The organism is Actinomadura formosensis NBRC 14204 (genome assembly GCF_001552155.1).
Lineage (GTDB): Bacteria > Actinomycetota > Actinomycetes > Streptosporangiales > Streptosporangiaceae > Spirillospora > Spirillospora formosensis.
The window spans coordinates 1-24,219 of record NZ_BCQQ01000053.1; the positions used below are offsets into that span (position 1 = coordinate 1).

Genomic DNA, 24,219 nt, shown 5'->3' on the forward strand with positions numbered 1-24,219 from the left:
GGCGGGCCGGACGGGCTCGTCGGCCGCGGGCCGCGGCCTGGCCAGCCCTTCCGACCAGGGCTTGGGCGGCTCCCGCCGCGGTGCGGGCGGCTGGGGCGGCTGGGTCCCGAAGGCCCCGGGCACCATGGGGACATCGGGCCGCGTCACGGGCGGCCGCACCCACGGAGGCGGCGCCGGGGTCCTCGCCCCGGCGACCTTCTTGTCTCCGGCCTCCCCGTTACCCCGGCCATCGGCCGCACGCTCGGGCACCCGCCCCTGGACGGGCTCACTGGGCGCCCCCGTCTGCCGCCGCGGCACGTCCTGCCGTGCCCCACCGGGCACTTCGGTCGCGGCCTCACGCCCGGCGACCGGAGCGTCAGCGGGTGTACGCGGCTCCGACGCAGCACCCTGCTGCCCGCTCGGATGCGCGCGCCCGGGAATCCGGCCTTGGAACGGCACGCCCGGAGGTCCGGGCCACCGCTGCGCGACGTCCTGCCGGGCCTCACCCGCAGGCGCACGCTCGGACTCCGCACCCTGCGGCGCCGGGCCCGCAGCCGCAGGACCGGCCACGCGGGCATCGGCCGGATCGCCCGCGGCTCCCGGCGGCCGCGGCGCAGCGTGCGGCGGCTCGGGCGGATGCGGCTCACCCGGCCGCGCCCGCCCGGTGTCCCCGGCCGATGCGGGGCCGGCCACCTGGGTGCCGGGCTGCTCCCCGGGCGTCTGCGGGCGCTGTGCGCCCCCCCGCCCCGGGGCGCCGGGGTCGGCCGCGGTGGACGGCGCCGAAGGCGCCGTCTCACGGGCGGCGGCCGGTGTGCCCGCGTCGGTGACGGGCCGGGGGCCGTTCGCTATTTCCTCCGCGGTTCTGCGGATGTCGGGAGGGGTGGGCGGGGCGGCCCGCCAGATCTCGGCCGGGGCGCCGGGGCGGCGGACGCCGGAGGCGAGGGCACGCTTGCCGGAGCCGGGCGCCGGTGTCTCCAGCAAGGGGGTCGCCGGGGGATGTTCCAGGTCGGCGGCCGGGATCGGGAGGACATCGTCCTCGTGGGAGATGTCGCGGCTGGTACGGCGCCAGGGTTTGCGGGGCGCGACGGGTTCGGGCACCGCGACGGGGTCGGCGGCCGCGGTGGGGTCGGCGGCCGCGGCGTACTCGTCCAGGTGCGGGGGTGCCGCGGCGGCCGAGGGGCGGGGCATGCGGGCCGGAAGGGGGGTCGGTTCGGCCTCTTGCCCGCGCTTGCGCCGGGACTTGATCGCGGCCCGCTCCCCCGCGGCGACCGGGACGGGGGCCTCGGCGCGGCGCCAGACCCGGGCGACGATCACCACTTCGCGGGGTTCGCGGATCGGGGTGAGGCGGCACCAGGTGCGCGGCTCGGCGAGGTAGCGGCTCTGCGAGAGCAGCAGTTCGGTGAGGCGCTTGCCCTCGATCACCGGGCGCGTCGCCAGCCAGGTCAGGACGCCGGGCGGGACGATGTACAGGACGTGCCACGGCGACTCGAACGGGACGCCGATGAGCCTGAGCAGCAGGATCCAGGGCACGAACACGCCCAGGAACACGCCGATCTGGACCAGCGGCAGCGGCATGGGCAGCCGCAGGTCGTACAGCTTGTAGAGCCGCTTCTCGATGCGCCAGATGTTCGTGTACGTGGGTAGATCCACGCCCCTGCTCCCCTAACTGCGAGCGCCGTGCCTCCCTCGGGTCAGGAGACGTCCACGCCGAGGGCCTTGGCTATCGCCTTGGCCGTGGTCTCGATGATGTTGGGCACGTAGAAGACCACTCCGATTCCGATCGCCAGCACGATGAATTGGACGAAACGCGTGATCTCGCGGGTGAACAGGAAGAAGATCGCCACAATGGAGACGATCACGAGGAACAGCGGACCGAATATCTGGCGGAGCCAGTCGGCGAGCTGGTCGGTCTTGAGTTCGTCGTCGGGCGCCGCCAGGATTTCGTGCGGAATCGACGCCATGAGGTGATGCAGCATCGACTGACTACCTTCCTTGGTCGGCTGATTCGGGGGTTGGGTTGTTCAATTCGCGGCCTCTCATGACGCGTTCGGTTCCGTGGTGCCGCGAATGCTGCGCACGAGCCAGGTCGTGCCCTTCTTGACCATCGCGAGCTGGTAGGTCTGCTCCAGCTCACCGCCGCCGCCCCCGGCGGGCTGCCACACCACCGTCGCGGTGACGGTGCGCCCGCCCTCGGGACCCTTCGGCGCTATGACCTCCTTGACCTGCACGAACGTGACGGAATTGGCGAGACCGGCGATGGTCGTCCCGTCGGAGAAGCGGGACAGGGCCGCCTGATTGCCGGTCGCGTACTCCTGGAAGAAGGTGCCGAGGAAGGGCTGGAGCTCGTTTTCGAGCGCGCTGTCGCGGTCTTGGACGCCGTCCTGGGGAAGCTGCGCCTTGGCCGGCGGGGGAAGCAGGGCGGGACGGGCTGACACGACCAGGGAGCCGCTCTTGTCGGCGTACACGGGAACGGCGAGCCGCAGCCACCGGTCGGCGGTGCGGGCGAGCAGCGTCACGGTCGCGTTGTTCGCGTCGCGGGCGTCCACTCCGGCGACCTGGACGGACTGCACCTGCATCCTCCCGACACCGTTCCAGCCGAATTGGGCGTCGGCGCCGTCGGGCAGGAAGGTGCGCAATTGCGCCTCGCGGGCGGGGGCGGCCTTCTGGTCGAAGTTGAGATAGACGTTGGCGAACTGGAGGGCGAACGCGCCCGCGGCACTGCTGGGGAATCCGGCGTTCTTCGGCGGCCTGGACGCGGTCGCCGCGCCGCCGGAGGGGTCGTCGGCGGTGAAGCGCTCGAACGGGGCGCGGACGCCGTTGACGAGGATGACGATGATCAGCGCCCACAGCACGGCGCGCCCGACCCACACCCACCAGCGTCCGCCGGATCCGCCCCAGCGACCGCCGCCGCGCGAGCCGCCGTTCCGCGAGCCGCCGCGGCCGGACCGGCCGCGGCGCCCGTCGTGCTCGGGCAGGTCCCACGACGGGTCGACGGACGACGCGAGCGCCCCGCCGGGCGCCGCCGTCTCGTCGACTACGGCGGTGTCACGGCCGCGTCCCACGGCCGACCTGCGAGCCATCCTGCCTCCGCTCGCGCCTCGCCCCCGGTCGGCGCGCTCCTGTGTGCCTGGTCATGTTCCGGTGGTTTTCTGAACCCACCTCGGGCCCAGGGTAACCACGGGCGTCAATTGTTCCAGCGCATCGCAGCGAATCACAGCCCCGGCACGCGGCTGTGGATAATGCAATCCACCTCGGCAGGAACGGGAAAGATTGCCAAACGGTGACGATCCCCTATCCAAGGCTCCGAAGAGTGCGCAGGTCCAGGATCCGGACAAGCGACGCGACCCGGCGGTTGCTTCGTTACCGGGTGACGGCGACGGCCGCCCTCCGCTCCCGAAAGAAACCGACAAACTGTCGTGTTCGCGACATCTCACGACAAAACACCCAGCTCAGCGGCCTCGCGCGCCGCACAGAGACCCGCTGTTGCCAAAATCACACAGGTCACGCCGGGGGTCAGACGTTGAAGCGGAACTCCACGACGTCGCCGTCCTGCATCACGTACTCCTTGCCCTCCATGCGGACCTTGCCGGCGGTCCGGGCGGCCGCCATGGAGCCGGCCTCCACCAGATCGTCGAACGAGACGATCTCGGCCTTGATGAAGCCGCGCTGGAAGTCGGTGTGGATGACGCCGGCGGCCTCCGGCGCGGTGGCGCCCTTGCGGATCGTCCAGGCCCGCGCCTCCTTGGGACCGGCCGTCAGGTACGTCTGCAGGCCGAGGGTGTCGAAGCCGATCCGGACGAGCTGCGACAGGCCCGACTCCTCCTGGCCCATGCTCTGCAGCAGTTCGAGCGCCTCGTCGTCCGGCAGCTCGATCAGCTCCGCCTCGATCTTGGCGTCCAGGAAGATCGCCTCGGCGGGAGCGACCAGGTCGCGCAGGCGCGCGCGCAGAGCCTCGTTGGTCAGCTCGCTCTCGTCGAGGTTGAAGACGTAGAGGAACGGCTTGGCGGTGAGCAGGTGCAGCTCGCGCAGGAGCGTCAGGTCGATGCCGGCCTGGTCCGCGCCCGCGAAGAGCGTGACGCCGTCGTTCAGGAGCTTCTGCGCGGCGTTGACGGCGTCGACGACGGCGAGCTTGTCCTTGTCCTTCTTTGTGCGGGCCTCCTTGTCGAGACGCGGCAGCGCCTTCTCGATCGTCTGGAGGTCGGCCAGGATCAGCTCGGTGTTGATCGTCTCGATGTCGCGCGCCGGGGCGACATCGCCGTCAACGTGCGTGACGTCCGGGTCCTCGAACGCGCGGATCACCTGGCAGATCGCGTTGGTCTCCCGGATGTTGGCGAGGAACTTGTTGCCGAGCCCCTGCCCCTCGGACGCGCCCTTGACGAGGCCCGCGATGTCGAGGAATTCCATCGTCGCGGGGAGGATCTTCTGCGAGCCGAAGATCTCCGCGAGCGTGTGCAGGCGCCGGTCGGGCACCCCGACCACCCCGACGTTGGGCTCGATGGTCGCGAACGGGTAGTTGGCGGCCAGCGCGTCGTTCTTGGTCAGCGCGTTGAACAGGGTGGACTTGCCGACGTTGGGCAGCCCGACGATTCCGATGGAGAGGCTCACGGCCGTCAAGTTTATGGGCGCCCGCGGACCCCTCGGGCTGTCTGGAACCTCCGTCGGACCGCCGAATGTCCGGAATGGGGCGTCCGGGCCATACCGGCGCGTCGCGGTCGCGCTTCGCCGCCGCGCTGCCACGATGAACGGATGGACCTCGCGCTGTTCGCCGGCCTGCTCGTCGGTGCCGTCTTCGGCGCCGTCGCCGGGTACGCGCTCGCGACGGGCCGGCAGGGCGCGCTGATCGCGCGGGCGCGGGCGGCGGAGGAGAAGCTCGCCTACGCCGAGGAGCGGATGGCCGAGCACTTCGAGAACCTGTCCGCGAAGGCGCTGGACGCCAGCAATCAGCGGTTCCTGGAGCTGGCGGACGCGCGCCTCAAGGCGGCGGGCGTGCAGGCGGCGGGCGAGCTGCAGCGCCGCCAGCAGGCCGTCGAGCACCTGGTCGCACCGCTCAAGGAGACGCTCGCCAAGGTGGAGGAGCAGCTCCGCGAGGTCGAGACGGGCCGCCGGGAGTCGCACGCGATGCTGGCCAAGCAGGTCGACTTCGTCCGGCAGAGCTCCGATCAGCTGCGCCGCGAGACCCAGTCGCTGGTCCGGGCACTGCAACGGCCCGAGGCCAGGGGGCGGTGGGGCGAGCTCCAGCTCCGCCGGGTCGTCGAGCTGGCCGGAATGACGCATCACTGCGATTTCGACGAGCAGGCGAGCTCCGTCACGGTGGACGGCACGGTCCGTCCCGACATGGTCGTGCGGCTGGCCGGCGGCAAGAGCATCGTGGTCGATTCCAAGGTCTCCCTTGCCGCGTACCTACAGGCCGCTGAGAGCGGCGATCCGGTGCGCCTGGACGCGCACGCCCGTCATCTGCGCGACCATGTCGAACGTCTGGCGGCCAAGTCGTACTGGCAGGCGTTCAGCCCCGCACCGGAGTTCGTTGTCCTGTTCATCCCCGGCGAGGCGTTTCTCGCGCCCGCGCTTGACCGCGACCCAGGGCTGCTGGAGTACGCGATGCGGCGCCGGGTGCACATCGCCACGCCGACGACCCTCATCACGATGCTGCGGACCGCGTCCTACGCCTGGCAGCAGGCCGCCCTCTCGCAGAACGCCCGCGCGGTCTTCGAGCTGGGCAAGGAACTGTACGAGCGGCTCGGCACGATGGGTCAGCACGTCGACGAGCTGGGGCGCGCGCTGACCGGCGCCATCAAGTCCTACAACCGGACGGTCGGATCGCTCGAAACACGCGTGCTCGTCAGCGCGCGCAAGCTGAACGACCTGGGCGTGGTCGATGAGGATTTGGACGGCCCCCGTCCGGTGGAGGAAAGCCCCCGCGCGCTCTCTGCGGCCGAACTGACCGCGGACGGCCACCGCCCCGACGACGAGCCAGCGGAGCCCGACGCGGCCTCGGAAGCGATAGGTTTCGACCCGCAGGCCATCCCCGACCAGACCGACCGGCGCATCACTCACGAGCGAGGCGAACCGGGGGGTGTGGGGGGCCGGCCCCCCACAGGGAAGAGGTGGCGATGACTTCATCGACGGCACGCGGCGCGTCCAGCGGCGCCCCGCCGGCTCCGGGGGGTTCAGTGGGACGTCAGCGCGGCGCCGCCGCTCCGCGATCGCGCTCGGCCGCCGGCGCGGGCCCGATCACGCTGACCGGGCGCGGCGGCATCGTCGTCATGTTCGCCGCCGGGCTGCTGTGCGGGCTGCTGTCGCACTGGTTCGGGGTGCCGCTGCTCGCGGGCGCCGGGTTCGCGATCGGCTGCGTGCTCGCCGCGTTCGCCACCCGTCCCGCTGACCTGCTCACGCTCGTCGTCAGCCCGCCGCTGGTGTTCTTCGTCGCCACGGTCCTGGTCGTGTTCACGACCGCGCTCGGCCACGGCTCGCTGGTGCGCGCTCTCACGGTCGGCGTCCTGACCGCGCTGGCGGCCACCGCGCCGTGGCTGTTCTTCGCGACACTGCTGGTCCTGGTGATCTGCCTGGCGCGGGGCCTCATGAAGAACGTCCGCGACCTGCGGGACAAGCTCGTCGGGGTGCGTCTCTTCGAGAAGGAGGAGAACGAGAACCCCGTCCGGTGGGACGAGTCCCCCGGCACGACGCAGGAGCGCCACCGGCTCCATCACGGCGAGGTGGACTGACCCGGACCCCCGCGCAGGGCGCGCGAAAACCGTCCATCCGCTTGACAGGCTTAATACGTTCGTACATATTGAACCGGTGCCCAGACCATCGAACAAGGAACAGATCTTGCGGGAGGGTCTCGAAGTGGTCCGGCGGCGCGGATTCTCGGCCGCCGGCGTCCGAGAGATCACCTCCGCGGCGTCGGTGCCCCAGGGATCGTTCACCAACCACTTCGCCTCCAAGGAGGCGTTCGGGTTGGAGATCCTCGACCGCTACTTCGGGAGCGTGCGGTCGCTCGTCGCCGAGACGCTCGACACCGGGGGCGACCCGATCGAGCGGCTACGCGGCTACTTCGACGCGATCAGTGACCGGCTGGAGGCCCGGGGCTGGCAGCACGGCTGCCTGATCGGCAACATGAGCCTGGAGTCGGCCGAGCACAGCGAGGCCATCCGGACGCGGCTCGCCGGGATCTTCGCGGAGTGGCGGCCGCCGTTCGCCCGCTGCCTCGAACAGGCCGCGGCGCAGGGACGGATCACCCTCACCGTTCCCCCCGAGGAACTGGCCGACTTCCTGCTGGCCTCCTGGCAGGGCGCGATCCTGCGCATGAAGGTCGAACGCAGCCCCGAACCCCTTCAGCACTTCAAGGACGTCGTCTTCACGACGGTCCTCCGATGACCGGGAGAGCCATGCCCCTGACCTCCGTACTCGGAACCACGATCCACCACTCCGAATCCGGCACCGGCGATCCCATCGTCTTCCTGCACGGCAACCCGACCTCGTCCTACCTGTGGCGGAACGTCATCCCCCACGTGTCGGACCTCGGCCGGTGCCTCGCCCCCGACCTCGTCGGCATGGGGCGCTCGGGCCCGGCGCCGGCGTACCGCTTCGCCGACCACGCCCGCCATCTCGACGCCTGGTTCGACGCCATGGGCCTGACCTCGGACGTCACCCTCGTCCTGCACGACTGGGGATCGGCGCTCGGCTTCCACTGGGCCGCGCGCAACCCCGGCCGGGTCAAGGCGATCGCTTACATGGAGGCCATCGTCCAGCCGCGCCTGTGGACGGACTTCCCGCCCGGACGGGACGACCTGTTCCGCGCCATGCGTTCGGAGCGGGGCGAGAAGCTGGTGCTGGAGGAGAACTTCTTCGTCGAGACGGTCCTGCCCCGCAGTGTCCTGCGCTCCCTGACCGAGGAGGAGATGGACGCCTACCGCGCCCCGTTCCGCACCCCCGGGTCGCGCCTTCCCACGCTGGCCTTCGCTCGCGAACTCCCGATCGACGGGACGCCGCGGGACGTGGCCGAGATCGTCGAGTCCTACGGCCGCTGGCTCTCCACGGCGCCCGTGCCCAAACTGTTCATCGCGGCCGACCCCGGTGCCCTGCTCGTCGGCCGGGCCGCGGAGTTCGCCCGCACCTTCCCCAACCAGCGCGAGGTGACCGTCGAGGGCGTCCACTATCTGCAGGAGGACTCCCCGGACGAGATCGGCGAGGCGCTCCGCGGCTTCCTCCGCGACCTCGGAAGACCGGAATCCGCCGCACCCCGCCCGCGCACGCACCTGGAGGCCCAGCGATGATCTCCGTTCTCGCCGCCCCGACGAATCTCGGCCTGCGGCCGCCGCAGGAGACCAGCGTCCCCGGGTGCGCGAAGGCGCCCGAAGCGCTGCGCGAGGCAGGGCTGCATTCGCGGCTGCTCGCGCGGGGCGCCCGGGACGAGGGCGTCGTCCTCGCGGGCAGATACGTCGACGACCTGGCCACCGGCTCGGGGCGGGTCCGCAACCAGGACGCCCTCATCGACCACACGATGCGGCTGGCCGCCCGGCTCGGCGCGCTCCTCGAACGGCGGCGCGCGCCGCTCGTCCTCGGCGGCGACTGCAGCGTGCTGCTCGGCGCCGGACTCGCGCTCGCCCGCAGGGGCCGGTACGGCCTCGTCCACATCGACGGTCACACGGACTTCCGCCACCCCGGCAACTCCAGCCGGTACGCGAGCGTCGCCGGGGAGGACCTCGCCGCCGCCGTCGGGCTGCACCTGCCCGCGCTGTCCGACATCGAGGGACTGGCTCCCTACTTCGCCCCCGAGCATGTCGTGCACGTCGGCTGCCGGCAGGACGACGAGGCGCTCGCCGAGGCGGAACGGGTCCTGGCCATGGTCGTCCCGGCGAGCCGGTGGATCGGCGACCCCGCCGGCGCGCTCGACGCCATCCGCGGGATCGTCGCCGCCGACGGCCTCGACGGCTACTGGCTCCACGTGGACGTGGACGTCCTCGACCCGGCGTTCATGCCCGCCGTGGACAGTCCCGACCCGGGCGGACTCGATCCCCGGCAGCTCACCGCGCTGCTCGGCGGGCTGGCGGCCGATGCGGCCGGGGCCGAGGTCTGCATCTTCGATCCCGATCTCGACCCCGACGGCCGGTACGCCCGGCTGCTGACCGGCATCATCGCCGAAAGCCTCGGCGACCTCGGCCGTCACGTCCGGTAAGCGCCCTAGACGGGCGTGATGCGGAGGTCCTTGCGGAGGTCCTTCGGGAGGGCGAAGCGCATGTGCTCGGGGACGGACTCGATCTCCTCCACCTCGCCGAAGCCGCGCTCGGCCAGCCAGGCGAGCACCTCCTGGACCAGTTCGTCCGGGACGGACGCGCCGCTGGTGACGCCGACCGTGGTGACGCCCTCCAGCCAGGCCGGATCGATGTGCTCGGCGTAGTCGACGAGGTAGGCGTCGTCGGCGCCGTGGTCCTTGGCGACCTCGACGAGCCGCACGGAGTTGGACGAGTTCGTGGACCCGACGACGATGACGAGCTGTGCCCGGGCCGCCATCTCCTTCACGGCGGTCTGCCGGTTCTGGGTGGCGTAGCAGATGTCGTCGGACGGCGGGTCCATCAGCTGGGGGAACCGCTCGCGGAGCTTCTCGACGGTGGCGATGGTCTCGTCGACCGACAGCGTGGTCTGGGACAGCCACGCGACCTTCTCGGGGTCGCGGACCTGGACGCCCGCGACGTCGTCGGGGCCGTCCACGAGGTGGATGTGGTCGGGGGCCTCGCCGGTGGTGCCGATGACCTCCTCGTGCCCCTCGTGGCCGATGAGCAGGATGTCGTAGTCCTGCGCGGCGAACCGCACGGCCTCCTTGTGGACCTTGGTGACCAGCGGGCACGTCGCGTCGATGGTGCGCAGGTTCAGGCCGTCGGCCTCCTCGTGCACGGCGGGCGCGACACCGTGCGCGGAGAACACCACGATCGCCCCCTCGGGGACCTCCTCGGTCTCGTCCACGAAGATCGCGCCGCGTTCCTGCAGCGTCTTGACGACGTGGACGTTGTGCACGATCTGCTTGCGGACGTAGATCGGGGCCCCGTACTTCTCCAGGGCGATCTCGACCGTCTGCACGGCCCGGTCGACGCCCGCGCAGTAACCACGCGGTTTGGCGAGCAGGACACGGCGCTGGCTGTTGGCGGTCATGGCCCTATCGTACGAGTGACCCGGCTGTGACTCACTCCACGGTGTCTTTGGACAGAAATCCATTAACTCGGGGTGACCATTCTCGCACTCATGGGGCAGAGTGAGGTTCGACGAGACGAGGCAGGAAGAGGAAGAGCCGATGACGAAATCGCCGCGCCGCCTCAAGGAGCAGGTCAAGGACACGGTGGGCGAGCAGATTCGCGATCTCCCGCTGCACGCCGTCCGGTTGGCCATGTTCGGTGTCGGCCGGGCGCTGCTGATCAGCGACCGGGTGACCAGGGACTACAAGGAGATCACCGAGGGCGGCGGCGTGAAGCCGGTGGTCGAACGGCTGCGCGCCGACGTCCAGCACACGGCCGGGAAGGTCATCGGACGGGTGGCCGGGCGGGGCCACGGCGAGGAGCCCGAGCCGGTGCACCGCACCCGGCCCGCGCGGCCGGCCGCCACGCGCGCCACCGATTCGGAGATCTCGGTCGGCAAGCCCGCCACCGAACCACGGCACACGCCGAAGCACGCCCGTCCGGGGCCGCCGCCGAGGCCCGCGAAGCCGGGCGCGCTGGGCCGCCGGCACGCCAGGCCGGAGGACGAGGCCGGGCCGGTCGCCGAGCCCGCCCCGAAGCCGGAGCCGACGGAGCCGAGGCCGGAGCCCGCACCGCAGGCCGAGCCCGCCCCCGCCCCGGAACCGGCCGAGCCCGCGAAGCCCACCGAGCCCGCGAAGCCCACCGAGCCCGAGGCCGCCGAGCCCGAGGCCGCCGAGCCGGAGCCCGAGCAGCCCGCGGAGGTGGAGCCCAAGACGCCCGCCGAGCCCGAGTTGACGGAGGCCACGGACGAGATCACCAGGGAAGCGGTGGCCAAGGACGAGAAGGCGTTCGAGCCGAAGCCGGAGACCAAGCCGGCCGCCCCGGCGGAGGCCGCGCACATCGCGGAGGACCTGCCGGTGCCGAACTACGACACCGCCACAATGCCGCAACTGCGCGCGCGCCTGCGCGGCCTGTCCGTCGAACAGGTGAAGCTTCTGCGCGAGTACGAGCGCAAGCACGCCGCCCGTGAGGACGTCATCCGCATGTACGAGCGCCGCATCGCCAAGCTCAACGGCCTCGGCTGACCTCGGCCGACCACGAAGAAAAGCCCCCGGCCCGGAGCCGGGGGCTTTTCCATGTCCTTTTCCATCTCCGGGGGAACTCGTCCATGTCAGGGCCTACCCCACAGCTTGTCGAGGGCGGGCAGCGCGGCGGCGACCGTCGCACGCTCCTCCTCGGTCAGGCCCGCGAGCCGTTCGGCGAGGAAGGCGAGCCGGCGCTCCCGCCCGGCGGCCAGCCGGTCGCGGCCGGGCCCGGTGATCCGGGCGGTGACGACGCGGGCGTCGGTGCCGTCCCTGCCGCGCGCGACGAGCCCGTCCCGTTCGAGCCGGTTGATCTGCGCGGTCATGGTCGGCAGCCGGACGCCCTGCTCGGCGGCCAGCTCGGTCATCCGGCGCGGGCCGTGCTCCAGCGAGCCGAGCACCGACAGCTGCCGGCTGGTGATCGGCTGGTCGGCGCTCACCTGCCGCAGCATCAGCACGACGTGACGCAGGCGCAGGTTGAGCTGTTCGGCGAGCTCGCGTTCGGATGCGGTCACGGTCGTTCTCCTCGGGGTCGTAGTCAGTAGTGTTCCTGCATGGCGATGGAGACCACGGCCGAATCCCCGGTTCCGGTGCGGACGGTCCTGCAGGCGGTGAGCGGCTGGATCGGCAGGCTCGGCCGGATCTGGGTGGAGGGCCAGATCACCGACCTGAACGCGCGTGGCGGGACGGTCTACATGACGCTCCGTGACCCGGTGGCGAACATGTCGGTGCGGGTCGTCGGGCCGCGCGCCGTGTTCGAGGCGGCCGGCCCGGCGGTGATCGACGGTGCCCGTGTCGTGGTCCACGCCAAGCCCGACTTCTGGATCAACCGCGGGACGTTCTCGCTGAGCGTCCTGGAGATCCGGCCGGTCGGCGTCGGCGAGCTGCTGGCCCGGCTGGAGCGGCTGAAGCAGGTGCTCGCGGCGGAGGGGCTGTTCCGGCCCGAGCGCAAGCGTCCGCTGCCGTTCCTGCCGGGGAAGATCGGGCTGATCTGCGGGCGCGACTCCGACGCCGAGCACGACGTCCTGCAGAACGCCCGGCGGCGCTGGCCCGCGGTCGCGTTCCGGGTGGAGAACACCGCGGTGCAGGGCTCGTACGCGGTCGGCGAGGTCATGCAGGCGTTGCGGACGCTGGACGCCGATCCCGAGATTGATGTGATCATCATCGCGCGGGGCGGGGGCGCGATGGAAGACCTGCTGCCGTTCAGCGACGAGGCGCTCGTCCGCGCGGTCGCCGCGGCCCGCACCCCGGTGGTCAGCGCGATCGGGCACGAGCAGGACGGCCCGCTCCTCGACCTGGTCGCGGACGTGCGGGCGTCCACCCCGACCGACGCCGCGAAGAGGACCGTCCCGGACGTGCGGGAGCAGTTGCAGCTCGTCCGGCAGCTGCGCGACCGGGGCCGGCGCTGCCTGGCGGGCGGCCTGGAGCGGGAGCTGGCGTGGCTGCGGGCGGTGCGGTCGCGGCCCGCGCTGGCCGACCCGGTGCGGGAGATCGAGCGGCAGTCCGAGCAGGTCGCGGCGCTCCGGGAGCGGACGCGGCGGTGCCTGTCCGGCGCGCTGGACCGGGCCGGGGACGAGCTGTCGCACACCCGTGCCCGGCTGCTGGCCCTGTCCCCCGCGGCGACGCTGGAACGTGGGTACGCGATCGTCCAGCGGGCGGACGGGACGGTGGTGCGGGGAGCCGGGGCGGTCGAGGACGGGGAGCGCCTCCACGTCCGGCTGGCCGGCGGCCGGCTCGGCGTGACCGTGACCGAGCGGGAGTGAGCCTTGGTTTTCGCAGGGAGCCTGGGGGCGTCCCCCGGAGTGAGAGGGTAGGCAGGTGGCGGATGAGAAGGGGACGGCGGAAAAGCCGTCGTACGAGCAGGCGCGGGATGAGCTGACCGAGGTCGTCAAGCGGTTGGAGGCCGGCGGGCTGACGCTGGAGGAGTCCCTCGGCCTGTGGGAGCGGGGCGAGAGGCTCGCCGAGATCTGCGAGGAGTGGCTGGAGGGGGCCCGCGCGCGGCTGGCCGCCGCCCTCGACCGTCCCGGCGACGGCGACGGCGCCCCGTTCTGAGGCTCAGGCCGCCCCGTTCTGAGGCTCAGGAAGCGGCGGGCGTGGGCGATGCCGAGGTGGCCGGCGTCGCGCCGCCCTTGCTCTGCGGCTTGAGCGACGCCGCCAGGATCGCGAGTTCCTCGTAGGACGCGGTGCCGGTCACCACGATGCTCAGGCCGTCCGGCAGGGTGCGGGCGAGGGAGTTCGCCTTCTTGTCCTTGCGGTGGTACTTCGTCCAGGTGACGCCGTTCACCTGCTGCGTCCCGATCGGATTGCTGCTGTTCGTCATGCGCGGGACGTACTCGGACGCCTTCTCGTCGCTCTGCTCCAGCGCCGCGTACTCGTCGGCCGGTGTCACGAACCCGAGGTGCCAGGCGACGGGCTCCCTGCCGCCGGAGTTCAGGCCGGTCACCCGGGAACTGTTCGGCCGCCACGTGCCGGGCAGCCCCTCGGGCGCGTACACGGTGTAGGGCGCGTCGCCGCGCATCGCCCGCAGCTGCGAGCTGTAGTCGATGGTCCGCAGGACCTCCTTGCCACCGCGCGGCGACACGAGGTAGATCGCGAGCACCAGCAGCAGGCACGCGGCCATCGCCAGGGTGAAGCCGCCGAGCCCCGTCGTCAGCCGCTTGTGCACGGCGGGGCTGACCTCGATCGTCGGCCGCGCCGCCGGCGCGTCCGGCTCCGCCGGCGTGTCCTCGCGCGGGGCGTCCCGGCCATCCGCGGTCTCCTCGGCGGACGCGGTCTCCTCGGCGGAAGGGGTCTTCTCCGTCACCCCTCCAGCATCCCCCACGGTCAGCTCTGCTCCGTACGGGGGTTGCGGATCGTGCCGACGATGGCCATGATCTCGTCGGCGAGCCGGCGGGCGGCGTCCTCGTCGTCCAGCAGTGAGATCTCGGACACGGCACCGGCCATCGCGCCGGTCAGCACGGTGACGAGGGCCTCGTCCACGCCGCCGTCGGCGGTGTGGAACAGGGCGGCGTTGCGGCGCGCCCACTTGTTGAGCCGCTGCCGCATCACGCGGTCGAACCCGGGCGGGCCGTCGCCGGAGATGAACAGCCGGGCCACGTCCCGCTCGTCGAGGCAGCCGCTCAGGTAGGCGCCCGCGCCGGCGATGAACTGCCGCATGGGGTCGGTCTCGCCCGCCTCCCGGACGGCGTTGATCGCCTCCCGGGTGCGTTCCTGCTGCCGGCCCTGGAAGTCCTCGAACAGCGTCAGGTACAGGTCCGCCTTGCCGTTGAAGTGGTGGTAGAGGCTGCCGACGCTGGCACCCGCCTTGGCGACGATGTCGGTCACCGCGGCCTGGGCGAACCCGGCCTCACAGAAGACGTCCCGGGCGGCGGCCAGCAGGGCGCCGCGCGTGGCGGCACCGCGGTCGGAGGTCCGCGCGGGGGGTTCGGCGGACCGCGCGCCCCCGTTCGGTGCCACCTCGTCGGAGGAGACGTCGATGTCGCTGCTCATGACGCCTGAGATTACGCCCTCTCCCATGGGGAAACGATCCCTTGTCCGCGTGACCGTCAAATCCCGGTGCCGCGCGGGACTGGTACCACGGGTGCCGGTACGATCCGTGCCGCGGCTGGTCTGGTCCAATTTGTGGCCCGCAGTCCGGTCCACGGAGAATTCTAGGCACCACCGAACGAAGGGGCCGCCCCGTCATGTCCGATGAGACCGCCGTTTCCTCGCCGCTCACCACCGAGCCGGCCGCACCGGACCGCAACCTCGCGATGGAGCTGGTCCGGGTGACCGAGGCCGCCGCGATGGCCGCGGCCCGCTGGGTCGGCCGGGGGGACAAGAACGGCGCCGACGGGGCCGCCGTGAACGCCATGCGCCAGCTGATCAACACGGTGTCCATGCGGGGCGTCGTCGTGATCGGCGAGGGCGAGAAGGACCATGCGCCGATGCTGTTCAACGGCGAGGAGGTCGGGGACGGGTCGGGGGCCGAGTGCGACGTCGCGGTCGACCCGGTGGACGGGACGCGGCTGACCGCGCTCGGCATGAACAACGCGATCGCGGTGCTGTCGGTGGCGCCGCGCGGGTCGATGTTCGACCCGTCCGCGGTGTTCTACATGGAGAAGCTGGTGACCGGCCCGGAGGCGGCCGACGCCGTCGACATCGAGCGTCCGATCGCCGACAACATCCGCGCGATCGCCCGCGCGAAGGGCTCCTCGCCGCACGACGTGACCGTGTGCATCCTGGACCGTCCGCGGCACGAGGGCATCGTCAAGGAGGTCCGGGAGGCGGGCGCGCGGATCAAGTTCATCATGGACGGCGACGTCGCCGGCGCGATCATGGCGTCCCGGCCGGGCACCGGCGTCGACCTGCTGCTCGGCATCGGCGGCACCCCGGAGGGCATCATCGCGGCGTGCGCGATCAAGGCGATGGGCGGGGTGATCCAGGGCCGGCTGTGGCCGCAGGACGCCGAGGAGAAGCGCAAGGCGCTCGACGCCGGTCACGATCTGGGCCGGGTGCTGACGACCGACGACCTGGTCACGTCCGACGACGTGTTCTTCGCCGCCACCGGGATCACCGACGGGGAACTGGTGGACGGCGTCCGCTACAGCAAGGGGACCGCGGTCACGCACTCGCTGGTCATGCGCTCGCGCAGCGGGACGATCCGGACGATCTCCAGCGAGCACCAGCTGAGCAAGCTCCGCGCCTACAGCGCGATCAACTTCGACACGGCGGTCTAGCCGCCGCGGCCGAGCCGGTTCCGGACGCGGGTGCGCAGCGACCGCTTCGGCGCCCGGGCGCGCACCGAGCCGAAGATCATCATGCCGCCGACCTCGACCGTGGGCCCGTCCTGGACGGGACGGGCCCGCAGGTCGCGGGTGCTGAGGATGGTGCGGCCGGTGACGTGCACGCGGACGCCCTCGGGGACGAGGAGCCGGATCCGGCCGCCGAGCACCAGCGAGTCGACCACGATGTGCCGACGCTGCAGCACGGCCTCGCGCAGGTCCAGTTCGACCGTTCCGAACAGGGCGAGGAGTTGCAGCTTCACCGGGACGACCCAGCGTCCCTCCCGGCGGGTGCGGCCGAAGAAGACCGAGACCGGCCGGTCGTCCACCAGGATGGGCTGCGCCTCCTCGGGGCTGAGGTCGCCGGTGAGGCCGGTGAGCTCGCCCAGGGTGCGGGCGGCGTAGGCGCGGGCGGTGCGCTCGGAGTGCTCCTCCATGGTGAGCCGCCCATCGGCGAGCGCCTCGCCGAGCACGGCGACGACGCGTTCCCGGTCGGCGTCGGAGGCGCGCAGGTCGCGCACGCGGGTGACCTTCTCGGCGGCGGGGCGATGGGGGACGTCCACGTCTAGAGAGTAGCCCGAGGTCAGGACGGGCCCGCCGGAAAACCGTTGGGGATTCGCTCCCCGGGTTTCCTAGTGTGAGGTCATGACCTTGCAACGGGCCCGGATCACCGATGTCCAGGACGCGGCGGGCGCGGCGGCGATCAGCCTTCGCGGCGTGGTGAAGCGGTTCGGCGGCTTCACCGCCGTGGACGGGCTGAACCTCGAAGTCCCGGCCGGGGTCTGCCTGGGGCTGCTGGGCCCGAACGGCGCCGGGAAGTCGACGACGATGAAGATGCTGACCGCGCAGGCGATCGCCGACGAGGGCAGCATTCACGTCCTCGGTTTCAGCGTCCCGAGGGAGTCCAAACGCGCGCGAGCCGCGATGGGCGTCGTCCCGCAGCAGGACAACCTCGACGAAGAGCTGACCGCGCGCGAGAACCTGGAGGTGTTCGCGTACCTGTACCGGGTGCCGCGCAAGGCACGGCGCAAGGCGGTGGACGACGCGCTGGCGATCGCGCACCTGACCGAGCGGCAGCGGACGAAGGTGGACGACCTGTCCGGCGGCATGCGGCGCCGGCTGCTGATCGCGCGTGGGCTGGTGCACCGGCCCGCGCTCGTCCTGCTGGACGAGCCGACCGTGGGCCTCGACCCGCAGGTGCGGGCGGAGTTGTGGGGGCTGATCGACGGGCTGCGGGCCGGGGGCACGACGGTGCTGATGTCCACGCACTACATCGAGGAGGCCGAGCGGCTGGCGGACGAGTGCGCGCTCATGTCGCACGGCAGGGTCATCGCCCGCGGCTCGCCGGCGGACCTCGTCGCCGAGTACGCGGGCGCCCGGGTCGTCGAGCACCACGGGCCGCCCGACCGGCTGACGGAGGTGGAGCGGCTGGCGAAGGCGGCGGGGCTCCCGACGCGCCGCACCGGCCCGTCGGTGTCGGTGCTGAAGGCGGAGACGATCCCCCCGTCGCTGGAGGACGAGCTGGGCCCCGGCGGCGTGCGCCGCGCCGCCAGCCTGGAGGACGTGTTCGTGGTGCTGACCGGGGAGCGTGTGGAATGACCGTTCGGGCGGAGGCCGTCCCTGCGGAGCGGGCGCCGCGCCTGCGCCGCTTCGAGATGGCGCCGGTGCGCGGCGTCTGGCGGCACGAGCTGGCCCTCTACAAGAGGTACTGGAAGTCGCAGTCGTTCGCCTCGATCGTGGAGCCGACGTTCTTCCTGCTCGCGTTCGGCTACGGGTTCGGCTCGATGGTCGCGATGATCGGCCACTACCGGTACCTGGACTTCGTCGCGACCGGCGTCGTCGGGACGGCGGCCCTGTTCACCTCGGTGTTCCCGGGCATGTTCAACGGCTACATCAGGCGCGTGTTCCAGCACACCTACGACGGGATGCTGGCGGCGCCCGTGGACGTCCACGAACTGGTGACGGCCGAGGCGCTGTGGATCGCGGCCAAATCGGCGGTGTACTCGTGCACGCCGATCGTTGTGGCGCTGTTCTTCGGCCTCGACCCCTCGTTCGGGATGCTGCTGGTGCCGTTCGTGACGTTCTTCACCGCGCTCGGCTTCGGCCTCTTCGGGATGTGGACGTCCTCGGTGGTGCCGTCGATCAACTCGTTCGACTATGTGATCACCGGTGTGGTGACGCCGCTGTTCCTGATCGCCGGGACGTTCTTCCCGGTCGGGGCGCTGCCGGACTGGGCCCGGAACGTCTCGTACCTGAACCCGCTCTACCACTGCGTGGAGCTGGTCCGGGACGCGGTGTTCGGCCTGCGCCCGCTGGCCGACCTCGGCCATCTGGCGGGCCTGGTCGCGTTCGCCGCGCTGATGTGGCTCATCGCCGTCCGCGGTATGCGCAGGCGTCTCATCGACTGACCGCCCCGGGACGATTGACCGACCGGTCCCCCTGTCCCTACGCTGACGCGAATCTTCTTCACATTGCGTAGCGCAGAGGGGTCGGGCCCATGAGCCAGGGCATCACCGCACGGGACCGGCAGGCCCGGATCTCCGCGTACACCGCGTTCGCCGTCCAGGGGCTCTGCTTCGCCTCGCTGGTGACACAGGTACCGCAGATACAGAAGGCGCATCATCTGAGCGACGCGACGCTCTCACTGGTGCTGCTGATGGTGCCGCTGGTCGCCGGGGTGGGCAGCGTCGTGTCCGGCGCCCTGTTCCAGCGGCTCGGCAGCGGTCCGGTGCTGCGGGTGTCGCAGCCGGCGGTGGCCGTCACGATCGCGCTGATCGGCCTCACCGGCGACCTGTCGTTCGGGGGGACGCTCCCCAGGCCCCCGGCGATCGCGGAAGACGTCGCGCTGTACACGGCGGTCGCGCTGTTCGGCCTGTTCGTCGGCGCGGTGGACGCGTCGATGAACGCCCAGGCGGTCGCCGTCGAGCGCCGGTACGGGATCAGCCTGATCACCGGCTTCTACGCGGTGTGGAGCGTCGCGGGCATCCTCGGCGGGCTCTGGGCGGCCCTGACCAACCGGCTCGACCTGTCGCTGTTCACCGGGTTCGCGATCGCCGCGGCCGTGGGGATCGCCGCGTCCCTCACCACCGGCCCCCGCCTGTACCGCCGCGCGGAGGAGGGCGACGGGCCGACCGCCGAGGAGCTGAAGGCCGCCGGGCGCAGCGTCCCGTGGCGTCCGATCCTCATCGTCGGCACCGCGATGGCCGTCGCCTACCTCGCCGACGCGGCCATCTCCAGCTACGGCGCCAAGTACCTGGACGACGAGCTCTCCGCGAGCGACTGGGTGGCGCCGCTCGGCTACGTCGCCTACCAGATCACGATGGTGATCAGCCGGGGCGTCGCGGACTTCGCCGTCCGGCGCTCCGGCGCCGTGCGCGTCGTGCGGCTCGGCGGCCTGGTCGGCATCGCCGGCATGGTCGGAGTCGTCGCGGCGCCGTCCGCGCCCTTCGCCATCGCCGCGTTCGCGCTGGCCGGGCTCGGTCTCAGCGTGATCGCCCCGGTGTCCTTCTCCGCCGCCGGACGCGTCGACCCCACGGGCCTCGGCGTGGCGGTGTCCCGCGTGAACATCTTCAACTATGTCGGGTTCGTCCTGGGCGCCGCCGTCGTCGGCGCCATCGCCCCGCTCAGCGCCGGCCACGGCCTGCGCATCGCGTTCACCGTCCCGACGGTCCTGATCCTGATCGTCTTCATCACCGCGAAGGGGTTCGCCCCGGCCCCCGTGGCGGGCGCCCGCCCGGACGCCCCCGCCATGGAACGCCCCATGGCCTGACCGTGCCGGCCCCCGGCCGCGTCGGCGCGTCCGGGGGCGCCCTGAAGCCGGTCAGGCGTCTTCGAGGGAACGGATGGCCTTCTCGCCTTCGGCCTGGGCCTGCTCCGGCGTCAGGTCCTCCAACGCGCGGCTGAGCGCGACCTCGGCGGCGTCGGCCGCCGCCCGCAGGGTGACCGCGTGCTCCTGTGCCCTTTCGAGGTCGCCCAGGCCGATGCAGTCGAAGGCCACCTGCGCGTCGTGGCCGGCCATCTTCAGCTGCCGCGCGGCCTCATCCAGACTCATACATACCTCCTACACCGGGGGATGTCGGTCTTACCCCTCAGCACCGTGGGTAACCGCGCGGCCCAGTAGTTCCGCGGCCTTGACCAGGCGGGTCTCCGACAACCCGGCGTAGCCGAGGACGAGCGCGGGCGGGGCGTCACCGGCGCGTTCGGCCGACCACATGGTCCGGGCGCCGGTGACCGCGACCCCCTCCTGCGCGGCACGGGCCACGACCTCGTCCTCGTCACATCCGGCCGGCAGTTCCACATAGAGGTGGATGCCCGCCGACACGCCGCGAACCGTCGCGTCGGGCAGGTGGGCCTCCAGCGCCTCGGCGAGGGCGTCCCGCCGGCCCCGGTACCGGCGCCGCATCGTGCGCAGGTGCCGGTCGTACCCGCCGCCGCGGAGGAACTCGGTCAGCGCGTACTGCTCCAGGACGGGCGCGCCCAGGTCGCTGTTGGCGCGGTGCTCGCGCAGCCGCCGGGCGATGGACGGCGGCGCGACGGCCCAGCCGAGGCGGAGCGCGGGGGCGAGGGACTTGCTCACCGAGCCGAGCAGGACGACCCGGTCCGGGTCGACGCCCTGCAGGCAGCCGACGGGGTCGCGGTCGTAGCGGAACTCCGCGTCGTAGTCGTCCTCCAGGATCAGGCCGTCCACCTCCCGCGCCCAGGCGATCAGCGCGGCGCGGCGGGCCGGGGACAGCACGACGCCGGTCGGGTACTGGTGCGCGGGCGTGACCAGCACGGCGCACGCCTCGGACCGGGCGAGCGCCGCGACGTCCAGGCCCTCGCCGTCCACCGGGACCCGGACGATCCGCACGCCCGCGGACGCCAGCATCGGCAACTGCCGGACGCTGGTGGGGTCCTCGACCGCGAGCGCCGTGTGCCGGCCGGCGCGCAGCAGCGCCAGCAGCGCGGACAGCCCGTGCGCCACCCCGTTCATGATCACGACCCGGTCGGGGTCGGCGTGCGCGGCGCGGACCCGGCCGAGGTAGCCGGCCAGTTCGGCGCGCAGCTCCGGGACGCCGGCGGGGTCGGGGTAGGTGAGCGCGTCGTGCGCGAGTGTGCGCAGCGCGGCGCGGGCGGCGGTGATCCAGCGTTCCCGGGGGAAGGCCGACAGGTCGGGCCGGCCGGGTGTCAGGTCGTAGGGCGGCGGGGGTTCTGGGTCCCTCGGCCGCGGCGGCGCGTCGGGACGCGGCGCGGCCCCCTCGTCGGGACGGGCCAGCGGCGCGACGCGGGTACCGTCGCCGCGCCGGGCGACCAGGAAGCCCTCGGCGGTGAGCTGCTCGTAGGCGGTGACGACGACGCCGCGGGAGACGTCAAGATCGCGGGCCAGATCGCGGCTCGATGGCAGCCGGGTCCCGGCGGTCAGCCGGCCCGAGCGGACGGCCGCGCGGAAACCGGCGGCGATCTGTGCCGCCAGCCGGCCGGTGGACCGGTCGAGGGGAAGGTGAAGGTCGGTCACATGACACTCAGCGTCAGGAGGTGGCGCGAGCGTCACGGGAACCGCTTTGGTCCATGATCTGGCACACTGATTGGCCCTGTTGAGCAAACCAATGGGCTCCTAGCGTTCCGTCCATGAACGCTTCCCACAGGCGCGGGACGGCCGGTGCCGGGTCCGCGATGTTCCTGGTCGGCTCGCTGGCCGCCGTGTCGGCGGCCATCTCCGGCTATCCCGTCCTCGGCGGCCAGGCGGTCCGGTACGCGGTCGCCGCGGTCATCCTGCTGGCCGCGGTCCGCCTGCGCGGCGGGCCGGCGCGGCACGCCTCGCTCCGGGACTGGCTCCTGCTGGCGGCGCTGGCGGCGACGGGCCTGGTCGCGTTCAACATCTGCGTCGTCGAGGCGACCCGGGACACGAGCCCCGCCACGATCGGCACGGTGATCGCGACGGCCCCGATCGTCCTCGCGCTGGCCGGTCCGCTGCTGGAGGGACGCCGCCCGGCCCCGGCGACGGTGCTGTCCGCGTGCGTGGTCGCGGCCGGCGCGGCGCTGGCCAACGGGCTCGGCGACGGCGGCGTGCGCGGTCTGCTGTTCTCGCTCGGCGCGCTCGCCGGGGAGGTGTGCTTCTCACTGCTGGCCGTCCCGCTGCTGCCCGGGCTGGGCCCGCTGCGGGTCTCCGCGTACTCCGCCGCGCTGGCCGCCCCCATGCTGCTGGCCGCCGGCGTCGCCGTGGACGGCACGGGGGTGCTCCGCACCCCGACCGCCGCCGAACTGGCGGGTTTCGCCTACCTGTCGGTGGTCGTCACCACGATCGCGTTCCTGCTCTGGTACGACGCCATCGGGCGGCTCGGCGCCGACCGCGCGGGACTGTTCGCGGGCCTGATCCCGGTCAGCGCGGTGATCGCGACGGTCGTGCTCGGCGTCGACCGCCCCGGACCGGCCGATCTCGCGGGCGCGGCGCTGGTCGCGGCGGGCGTCGTCGCCGGGCTCCGGACGCCCGCCGCACCACCCGGTGAGCGGCCGGACGGCGAGCCCGTACCCTGTGAGGCGGCCCCCATCGGAATCGCGCGAGGATCTGCCTGAGATGCCTGAATTCTCCTACACCGACCTGCTCCCGCTCGGCCCGGACGAGACCGACTACCGGCTGCTGACCTCCGACGGCGTGTCCACGTTCGAAGCGGGCGGGCGGACGTTCCTGCGGGTCGAGCCGGAGGCCCTGCGGCTGCTCACCGAGACCGCGATGCACGACGTCGCGCACCTGCTGCGTCCCGCGCACCTGGCTCAGCTCCGCCGCATCCTGGACGACCCCGAAGCATCCCCGAACGACCGCTTCGTGGCCCTGGACCTGCTGAAGAACGCGGGCATCGCGTCCGGCGGCGTCCTGCCGATGTGCCAGGACACCGGCACCGCGATCGTGATGGGCAAGCGCGGCCAGCACGTCCTCACCGACGGCAGGGACGAGGAGCACATCTCGCGCGGCGTGTACGACGCGTACACGAAGCTGAACCTGCGCTACTCGCAGATGGCCCCGGTCACCATGTGGGACGAGAAGAACACCGGCAACAACCTGCCCGCGCAGATCGAGCTGTACGCCGCGCCAGGGGACGCCTACAAGTTCCTGTTCATGGCCAAGGGCGGCGGCAGCGCGAACAAGTCGTTCCTGTACCAGGAGACCAAGGCCGTCCTGAACCCGAAGCGGATGATGTCCTTCCTGGAGGAGAAGATCCGCTCGCTCGGCACCGCCGCGTGCCCGCCCTACCACCTGGCGATCGTGGTGGGCGGGACGTCGGCCGAGTACGCGCTGAAGACCGCCAAGTACGCCTCCGCCCACTACCTCGACACGATGCCGACCGAGGGTTCGCCGCTCGGGCACGGCTTCCGCGACCTGGAGCTGGAGCGCCAGGTGTTCGAGCTGACGCAGAAGCTCGGCATCGGCGCGCAGTTCGGCGGCAAGTACTTCTGCCACGACGTGCGGGTGATCCGGCTGCCGCGGCACGGCGCGTCCTGCCCGGTGGCGATCGCGGTGTCGTGCAGCGCCGACCGGCAGGCCCTCGCCAAGATCACCGCGGAGGGCGTGTTCCTGGAGCGGCTGGAGACCGACCCGGCGCGGTACCTGCCCGACACGACCGACGAGCACCTGAACGACGAGGTCGTCCGGGTCGACCTCAACCGCCCGATGGACGAGATCCGCGCCGAGCTGACCAAGTACCCGGTGAAGACGCGGCTGTCGCTGACCGGCCCGCTCGTCGTGGCCCGCGACATCGCGCACGCCAAGATCAAGGAGCGGCTGGACGCGGGCGAGCCGATGCCCCGGTACATGCGCGACCACGCCGTCTACTACGCGGGCCCGGCGAAGACCCCGGAGGGGTACGCGTCCGGCTCGTTCGGCCCGACCACGGCCGGGCGGATGGACTCCTACGTCGAGCAGTTCCAGGCCGCCGGCGGCTCGCTCGTCATGCTGGCGAAGGGCAACCGCTCGAAGCAGGTCACCGACGCCTGCAAGGAGCACGGCGGGTTCTACCTCGGCTCGATCGGCGGCCCCGCCGCCCGCCTCGCCCAGGACTGCATCAAGAAGGTGGAGGTCCTGGAATATCCCGAACTGGGGATGGAGGCCGTCTGGAAGATCGAGGTCGAGGACTTTCCCGCGTTCATCGTGGTGGACGACAAGGGCGGGGACTTCTTCGCCGACACCACCGGCCCCGTCCTGTCCATCGGCAGGCGCTGACCCTCGGCGGGAGCAGGCGTCCGGCGGCCCTG

The 24,219-nt window shown here is 72.2% G+C and carries 25 protein-coding genes; 14 read left to right on the plus strand and 11 right to left on the minus strand.

The features are described from left to right. The 4 genes from AF1_RS36815 to ychF form a co-directional block, all read right to left on the minus strand. A partial coding sequence (locus tag AF1_RS36815; RefSeq protein WP_303621241.1) for a TcpE family conjugal transfer membrane protein occupies positions 1-1,629 on the minus strand: 1,629 nt, incomplete at its 3' end. A gap of 41 nt (positions 1,630-1,670) precedes the next feature. After that, positions 1,671-1,955: a hypothetical protein gene (locus tag AF1_RS15770; RefSeq protein WP_067798886.1), complete on the minus strand. Its 285-nt coding sequence runs from the start codon at positions 1,953-1,955 to the stop codon at positions 1,671-1,673. 60 nt (positions 1,956-2,015) lie between these two features. Next, complete coding sequence (locus tag AF1_RS15775) at positions 2,016-3,059, minus strand: conjugal transfer protein (RefSeq protein WP_067798889.1); 1,044 nt, start codon at positions 3,057-3,059, stop codon at positions 2,016-2,018. Positions 3,060-3,492: 433 nt separating this feature from the next. After that, positions 3,493-4,584 (minus strand): redox-regulated ATPase YchF, encoded by a 1,092-nt coding sequence (gene ychF, locus AF1_RS15780; RefSeq protein ID WP_067798891.1) that lies wholly within the window; start codon positions 4,582-4,584, stop codon positions 3,493-3,495. A 141-nt stretch (positions 4,585-4,725) separates the two neighbouring features. Here ychF and rmuC point away from each other — a divergent pair, with 141 nt between their 5' ends. The 5 genes from rmuC (at position 4,726) to AF1_RS15805 (ending at position 9,157) form a co-directional block, all read left to right on the plus strand. Beyond that, the gene (rmuC, locus tag AF1_RS15785; protein WP_084262979.1) at positions 4,726-6,093 is read left to right on the plus strand and encodes a DNA recombination protein RmuC; all 1,368 of its coding nucleotides are present in this window, start codon (positions 4,726-4,728) and stop codon (positions 6,091-6,093) included. 56 nt (positions 6,094-6,149) lie between these two features. Continuing rightward, positions 6,150-6,701, plus strand: a complete 552-nt coding sequence (locus AF1_RS15790; protein WP_067798894.1) for a DUF6542 domain-containing protein — start codon at positions 6,150-6,152, stop codon at positions 6,699-6,701. 106 nt (positions 6,702-6,807) lie between these two features. Further along, the gene (locus tag AF1_RS15795; RefSeq protein ID WP_207394049.1) at positions 6,808-7,356 is read left to right on the plus strand and encodes a TetR/AcrR family transcriptional regulator; all 549 of its coding nucleotides are present in this window, start codon (positions 6,808-6,810) and stop codon (positions 7,354-7,356) included. Positions 7,357-7,367: 11 nt separating this feature from the next. Continuing rightward, entirely contained in the window at positions 7,368-8,255 is an 888-nt protein-coding gene (locus AF1_RS15800) for a haloalkane dehalogenase (protein ID WP_067798901.1), read from the plus strand. Continuing rightward, positions 8,252-9,157, plus strand: coding sequence for an arginase family protein (locus tag AF1_RS15805; protein ID WP_084262980.1), 906 nt, complete (start codon positions 8,252-8,254; stop codon positions 9,155-9,157). Before AF1_RS15800 ends, AF1_RS15805 begins: the two co-directional genes overlap by 4 nt. A 5-nt stretch (positions 9,158-9,162) precedes the next feature. On the opposite strand, the gene AF1_RS15810 is transcribed toward AF1_RS15805, so the two are convergent. Continuing rightward, positions 9,163-10,128 (minus strand): 4-hydroxy-3-methylbut-2-enyl diphosphate reductase, encoded by a 966-nt coding sequence (locus AF1_RS15810; protein WP_067798904.1) that lies wholly within the window; start codon positions 10,126-10,128, stop codon positions 9,163-9,165. A 139-nt stretch (positions 10,129-10,267) separates the two neighbouring features. Here AF1_RS15810 and AF1_RS15815 point away from each other — a divergent pair, with 139 nt between their 5' ends. Next, positions 10,268-11,233, plus strand: a complete 966-nt coding sequence (locus AF1_RS15815) for a hypothetical protein (RefSeq protein WP_067798917.1) — start codon at positions 10,268-10,270, stop codon at positions 11,231-11,233. A gap of 86 nt (positions 11,234-11,319) precedes the next feature. Here the strand turns inward: AF1_RS15815 and AF1_RS15820 are convergent, their stop codons facing one another. Next, the gene (locus AF1_RS15820) at positions 11,320-11,745 is read right to left on the minus strand and encodes a MarR family winged helix-turn-helix transcriptional regulator (protein ID WP_242608818.1); all 426 of its coding nucleotides are present in this window, start codon (positions 11,743-11,745) and stop codon (positions 11,320-11,322) included. A 39-nt stretch (positions 11,746-11,784) separates the two neighbouring features. Between AF1_RS15820 and xseA the strand changes: the two genes are divergently transcribed. Then, positions 11,785-12,993, plus strand: a complete 1,209-nt coding sequence (gene xseA / locus AF1_RS15825; RefSeq protein ID WP_067798920.1) for an exodeoxyribonuclease VII large subunit — start codon at positions 11,785-11,787, stop codon at positions 12,991-12,993. A 55-nt stretch (positions 12,994-13,048) separates the two neighbouring features. Next, complete coding sequence (locus tag AF1_RS15830) at positions 13,049-13,282, plus strand: exodeoxyribonuclease VII small subunit (RefSeq protein ID WP_067798923.1); 234 nt, start codon at positions 13,049-13,051, stop codon at positions 13,280-13,282. Between the two features lie 25 nt (positions 13,283-13,307). Here AF1_RS15830 and AF1_RS15835 read toward each other — a convergent pair whose 3' ends face one another. Then, a complete protein-coding gene (locus tag AF1_RS15835; protein WP_067798926.1) occupies positions 13,308-14,033 on the minus strand; it encodes a DUF4245 domain-containing protein in 726 nt (241 codons plus the stop codon). Between the two features lie 20 nt (positions 14,034-14,053). Continuing rightward, the gene (locus AF1_RS15840) at positions 14,054-14,719 is read right to left on the minus strand and encodes a TetR/AcrR family transcriptional regulator (RefSeq protein WP_084262981.1); all 666 of its coding nucleotides are present in this window, start codon (positions 14,717-14,719) and stop codon (positions 14,054-14,056) included. Between the two features lie 194 nt (positions 14,720-14,913). Here AF1_RS15840 and glpX point away from each other — a divergent pair, with 194 nt between their 5' ends. Continuing rightward, positions 14,914-15,948 carry a class II fructose-bisphosphatase gene (glpX, locus tag AF1_RS15845; RefSeq protein WP_067798930.1) on the plus strand — a complete coding sequence of 345 codons (1,035 nt, stop codon included), beginning with the start codon at positions 14,914-14,916 and terminating at the stop codon, positions 15,946-15,948. Here glpX and AF1_RS15850 read toward each other — a convergent pair. Next, positions 15,945-16,556 carry a DUF1707 SHOCT-like domain-containing protein gene (locus AF1_RS15850; RefSeq protein ID WP_131732640.1) on the minus strand — a complete coding sequence of 204 codons (612 nt, stop codon included), beginning with the start codon at positions 16,554-16,556 and terminating at the stop codon, positions 15,945-15,947. The genes glpX and AF1_RS15850 overlap by 4 nt on opposite strands. A gap of 82 nt (positions 16,557-16,638) precedes the next feature. Between AF1_RS15850 and AF1_RS15855 the strand changes: the two genes are divergently transcribed. The 3 genes from AF1_RS15855 to AF1_RS15865 all read left to right on the plus strand — a co-directional run bounded on the left by AF1_RS15855 (position 16,639) and on the right by AF1_RS15865 (position 19,762). After that, positions 16,639-17,592, plus strand: coding sequence for an ABC transporter ATP-binding protein (locus AF1_RS15855; RefSeq protein ID WP_174548857.1), 954 nt, complete (start codon positions 16,639-16,641; stop codon positions 17,590-17,592). Continuing rightward, positions 17,589-18,401, plus strand: coding sequence for an ABC transporter permease (locus tag AF1_RS15860; RefSeq protein ID WP_067798933.1), 813 nt, complete (start codon positions 17,589-17,591; stop codon positions 18,399-18,401). Before AF1_RS15855 ends, AF1_RS15860 begins: the two co-directional genes overlap by 4 nt. Before the next feature lie 89 nt (positions 18,402-18,490). Beyond that, positions 18,491-19,762: an MFS transporter gene (locus tag AF1_RS15865; protein ID WP_067798936.1), complete on the plus strand. Its 1,272-nt coding sequence runs from the start codon at positions 18,491-18,493 to the stop codon at positions 19,760-19,762. Positions 19,763-19,813: 51 nt separating this feature from the next. Here AF1_RS15865 and AF1_RS15870 read toward each other — a convergent pair whose 3' ends face one another. Together AF1_RS15870 and pdxR are read right to left on the minus strand one after the other, a co-directional pair. Then, positions 19,814-20,044, minus strand: a complete 231-nt coding sequence (locus AF1_RS15870) for a hypothetical protein (RefSeq protein ID WP_067798938.1) — start codon at positions 20,042-20,044, stop codon at positions 19,814-19,816. A gap of 30 nt (positions 20,045-20,074) precedes the next feature. Further along, positions 20,075-21,487: a MocR-like pyridoxine biosynthesis transcription factor PdxR gene (gene pdxR / locus AF1_RS15875; protein WP_067798940.1), complete on the minus strand. Its 1,413-nt coding sequence runs from the start codon at positions 21,485-21,487 to the stop codon at positions 20,075-20,077. Between the two features lie 113 nt (positions 21,488-21,600). On the opposite strand from pdxR, the gene AF1_RS15880 reads away from it, so the two are divergent. Together AF1_RS15880 and AF1_RS15885 are read left to right on the plus strand one after the other, a co-directional pair. Further along, complete coding sequence (locus tag AF1_RS15880) at positions 21,601-22,545, plus strand: DMT family transporter (protein ID WP_067798941.1); 945 nt, start codon at positions 21,601-21,603, stop codon at positions 22,543-22,545. Between the two features lies 1 nt (position 22,546). After that, a complete protein-coding gene (locus AF1_RS15885; RefSeq protein WP_067798942.1) occupies positions 22,547-24,187 on the plus strand; it encodes a fumarate hydratase in 1,641 nt (546 codons plus the stop codon). The last annotated feature ends 32 nt before the right edge of the window (positions 24,188-24,219 follow it).

Bases quoted from the DNA above. Each gene is read 5' to 3' on its own strand.
- AF1_RS15770 (WP_067798886.1), bottom strand. From the start codon at position 1,955: ATGCTGCATCACCTCATGGCGTCGATTCCGCACGAAATCCTGGCGGCG.
- AF1_RS15775 (WP_067798889.1), bottom strand. From the start codon at position 3,059: ATGGCTCGCAGGTCGGCCGTGGGACGCGGCCGTGACACCGCCGTAGTC.
- rmuC (WP_084262979.1), top strand. From the start codon at position 4,726: ATGGACCTCGCGCTGTTCGCCGGCCTGCTCGTCGGTGCCGTCTTCGGC.
- AF1_RS15800 (WP_067798901.1), top strand. From the start codon at position 7,368: ATGCCCCTGACCTCCGTACTCGGAACCACGATCCACCACTCCGAATCC.
- AF1_RS15805 (WP_084262980.1), top strand. From the start codon at position 8,252: ATGATCTCCGTTCTCGCCGCCCCGACGAATCTCGGCCTGCGGCCGCCG.
- AF1_RS15810 (WP_067798904.1), bottom strand. From the start codon at position 10,128: ATGACCGCCAACAGCCAGCGCCGTGTCCTGCTCGCCAAACCGCGTGGT.
- AF1_RS15815 (WP_067798917.1), top strand. From the start codon at position 10,268: ATGACGAAATCGCCGCGCCGCCTCAAGGAGCAGGTCAAGGACACGGTG.
- xseA (WP_067798920.1), top strand. From the start codon at position 11,785: ATGGCGATGGAGACCACGGCCGAATCCCCGGTTCCGGTGCGGACGGTC.
- AF1_RS15840 (WP_084262981.1), bottom strand. From the start codon at position 14,719: ATGAGCAGCGACATCGACGTCTCCTCCGACGAGGTGGCACCGAACGGG.
- glpX (WP_067798930.1), top strand. From the start codon at position 14,914: ATGTCCGATGAGACCGCCGTTTCCTCGCCGCTCACCACCGAGCCGGCC.
- AF1_RS15855 (WP_174548857.1), top strand. From the start codon at position 16,639: ATGACCTTGCAACGGGCCCGGATCACCGATGTCCAGGACGCGGCGGGC.
- AF1_RS15860 (WP_067798933.1), top strand. From the start codon at position 17,589: ATGACCGTTCGGGCGGAGGCCGTCCCTGCGGAGCGGGCGCCGCGCCTG.
- AF1_RS15865 (WP_067798936.1), top strand. From the start codon at position 18,491: ATGAGCCAGGGCATCACCGCACGGGACCGGCAGGCCCGGATCTCCGCG.
- AF1_RS15870 (WP_067798938.1), bottom strand. From the start codon at position 20,044: ATGAGTCTGGATGAGGCCGCGCGGCAGCTGAAGATGGCCGGCCACGAC.
- AF1_RS15880 (WP_067798941.1), top strand. From the start codon at position 21,601: ATGAACGCTTCCCACAGGCGCGGGACGGCCGGTGCCGGGTCCGCGATG.
- AF1_RS15885 (WP_067798942.1), top strand. From the start codon at position 22,547: ATGCCTGAATTCTCCTACACCGACCTGCTCCCGCTCGGCCCGGACGAG.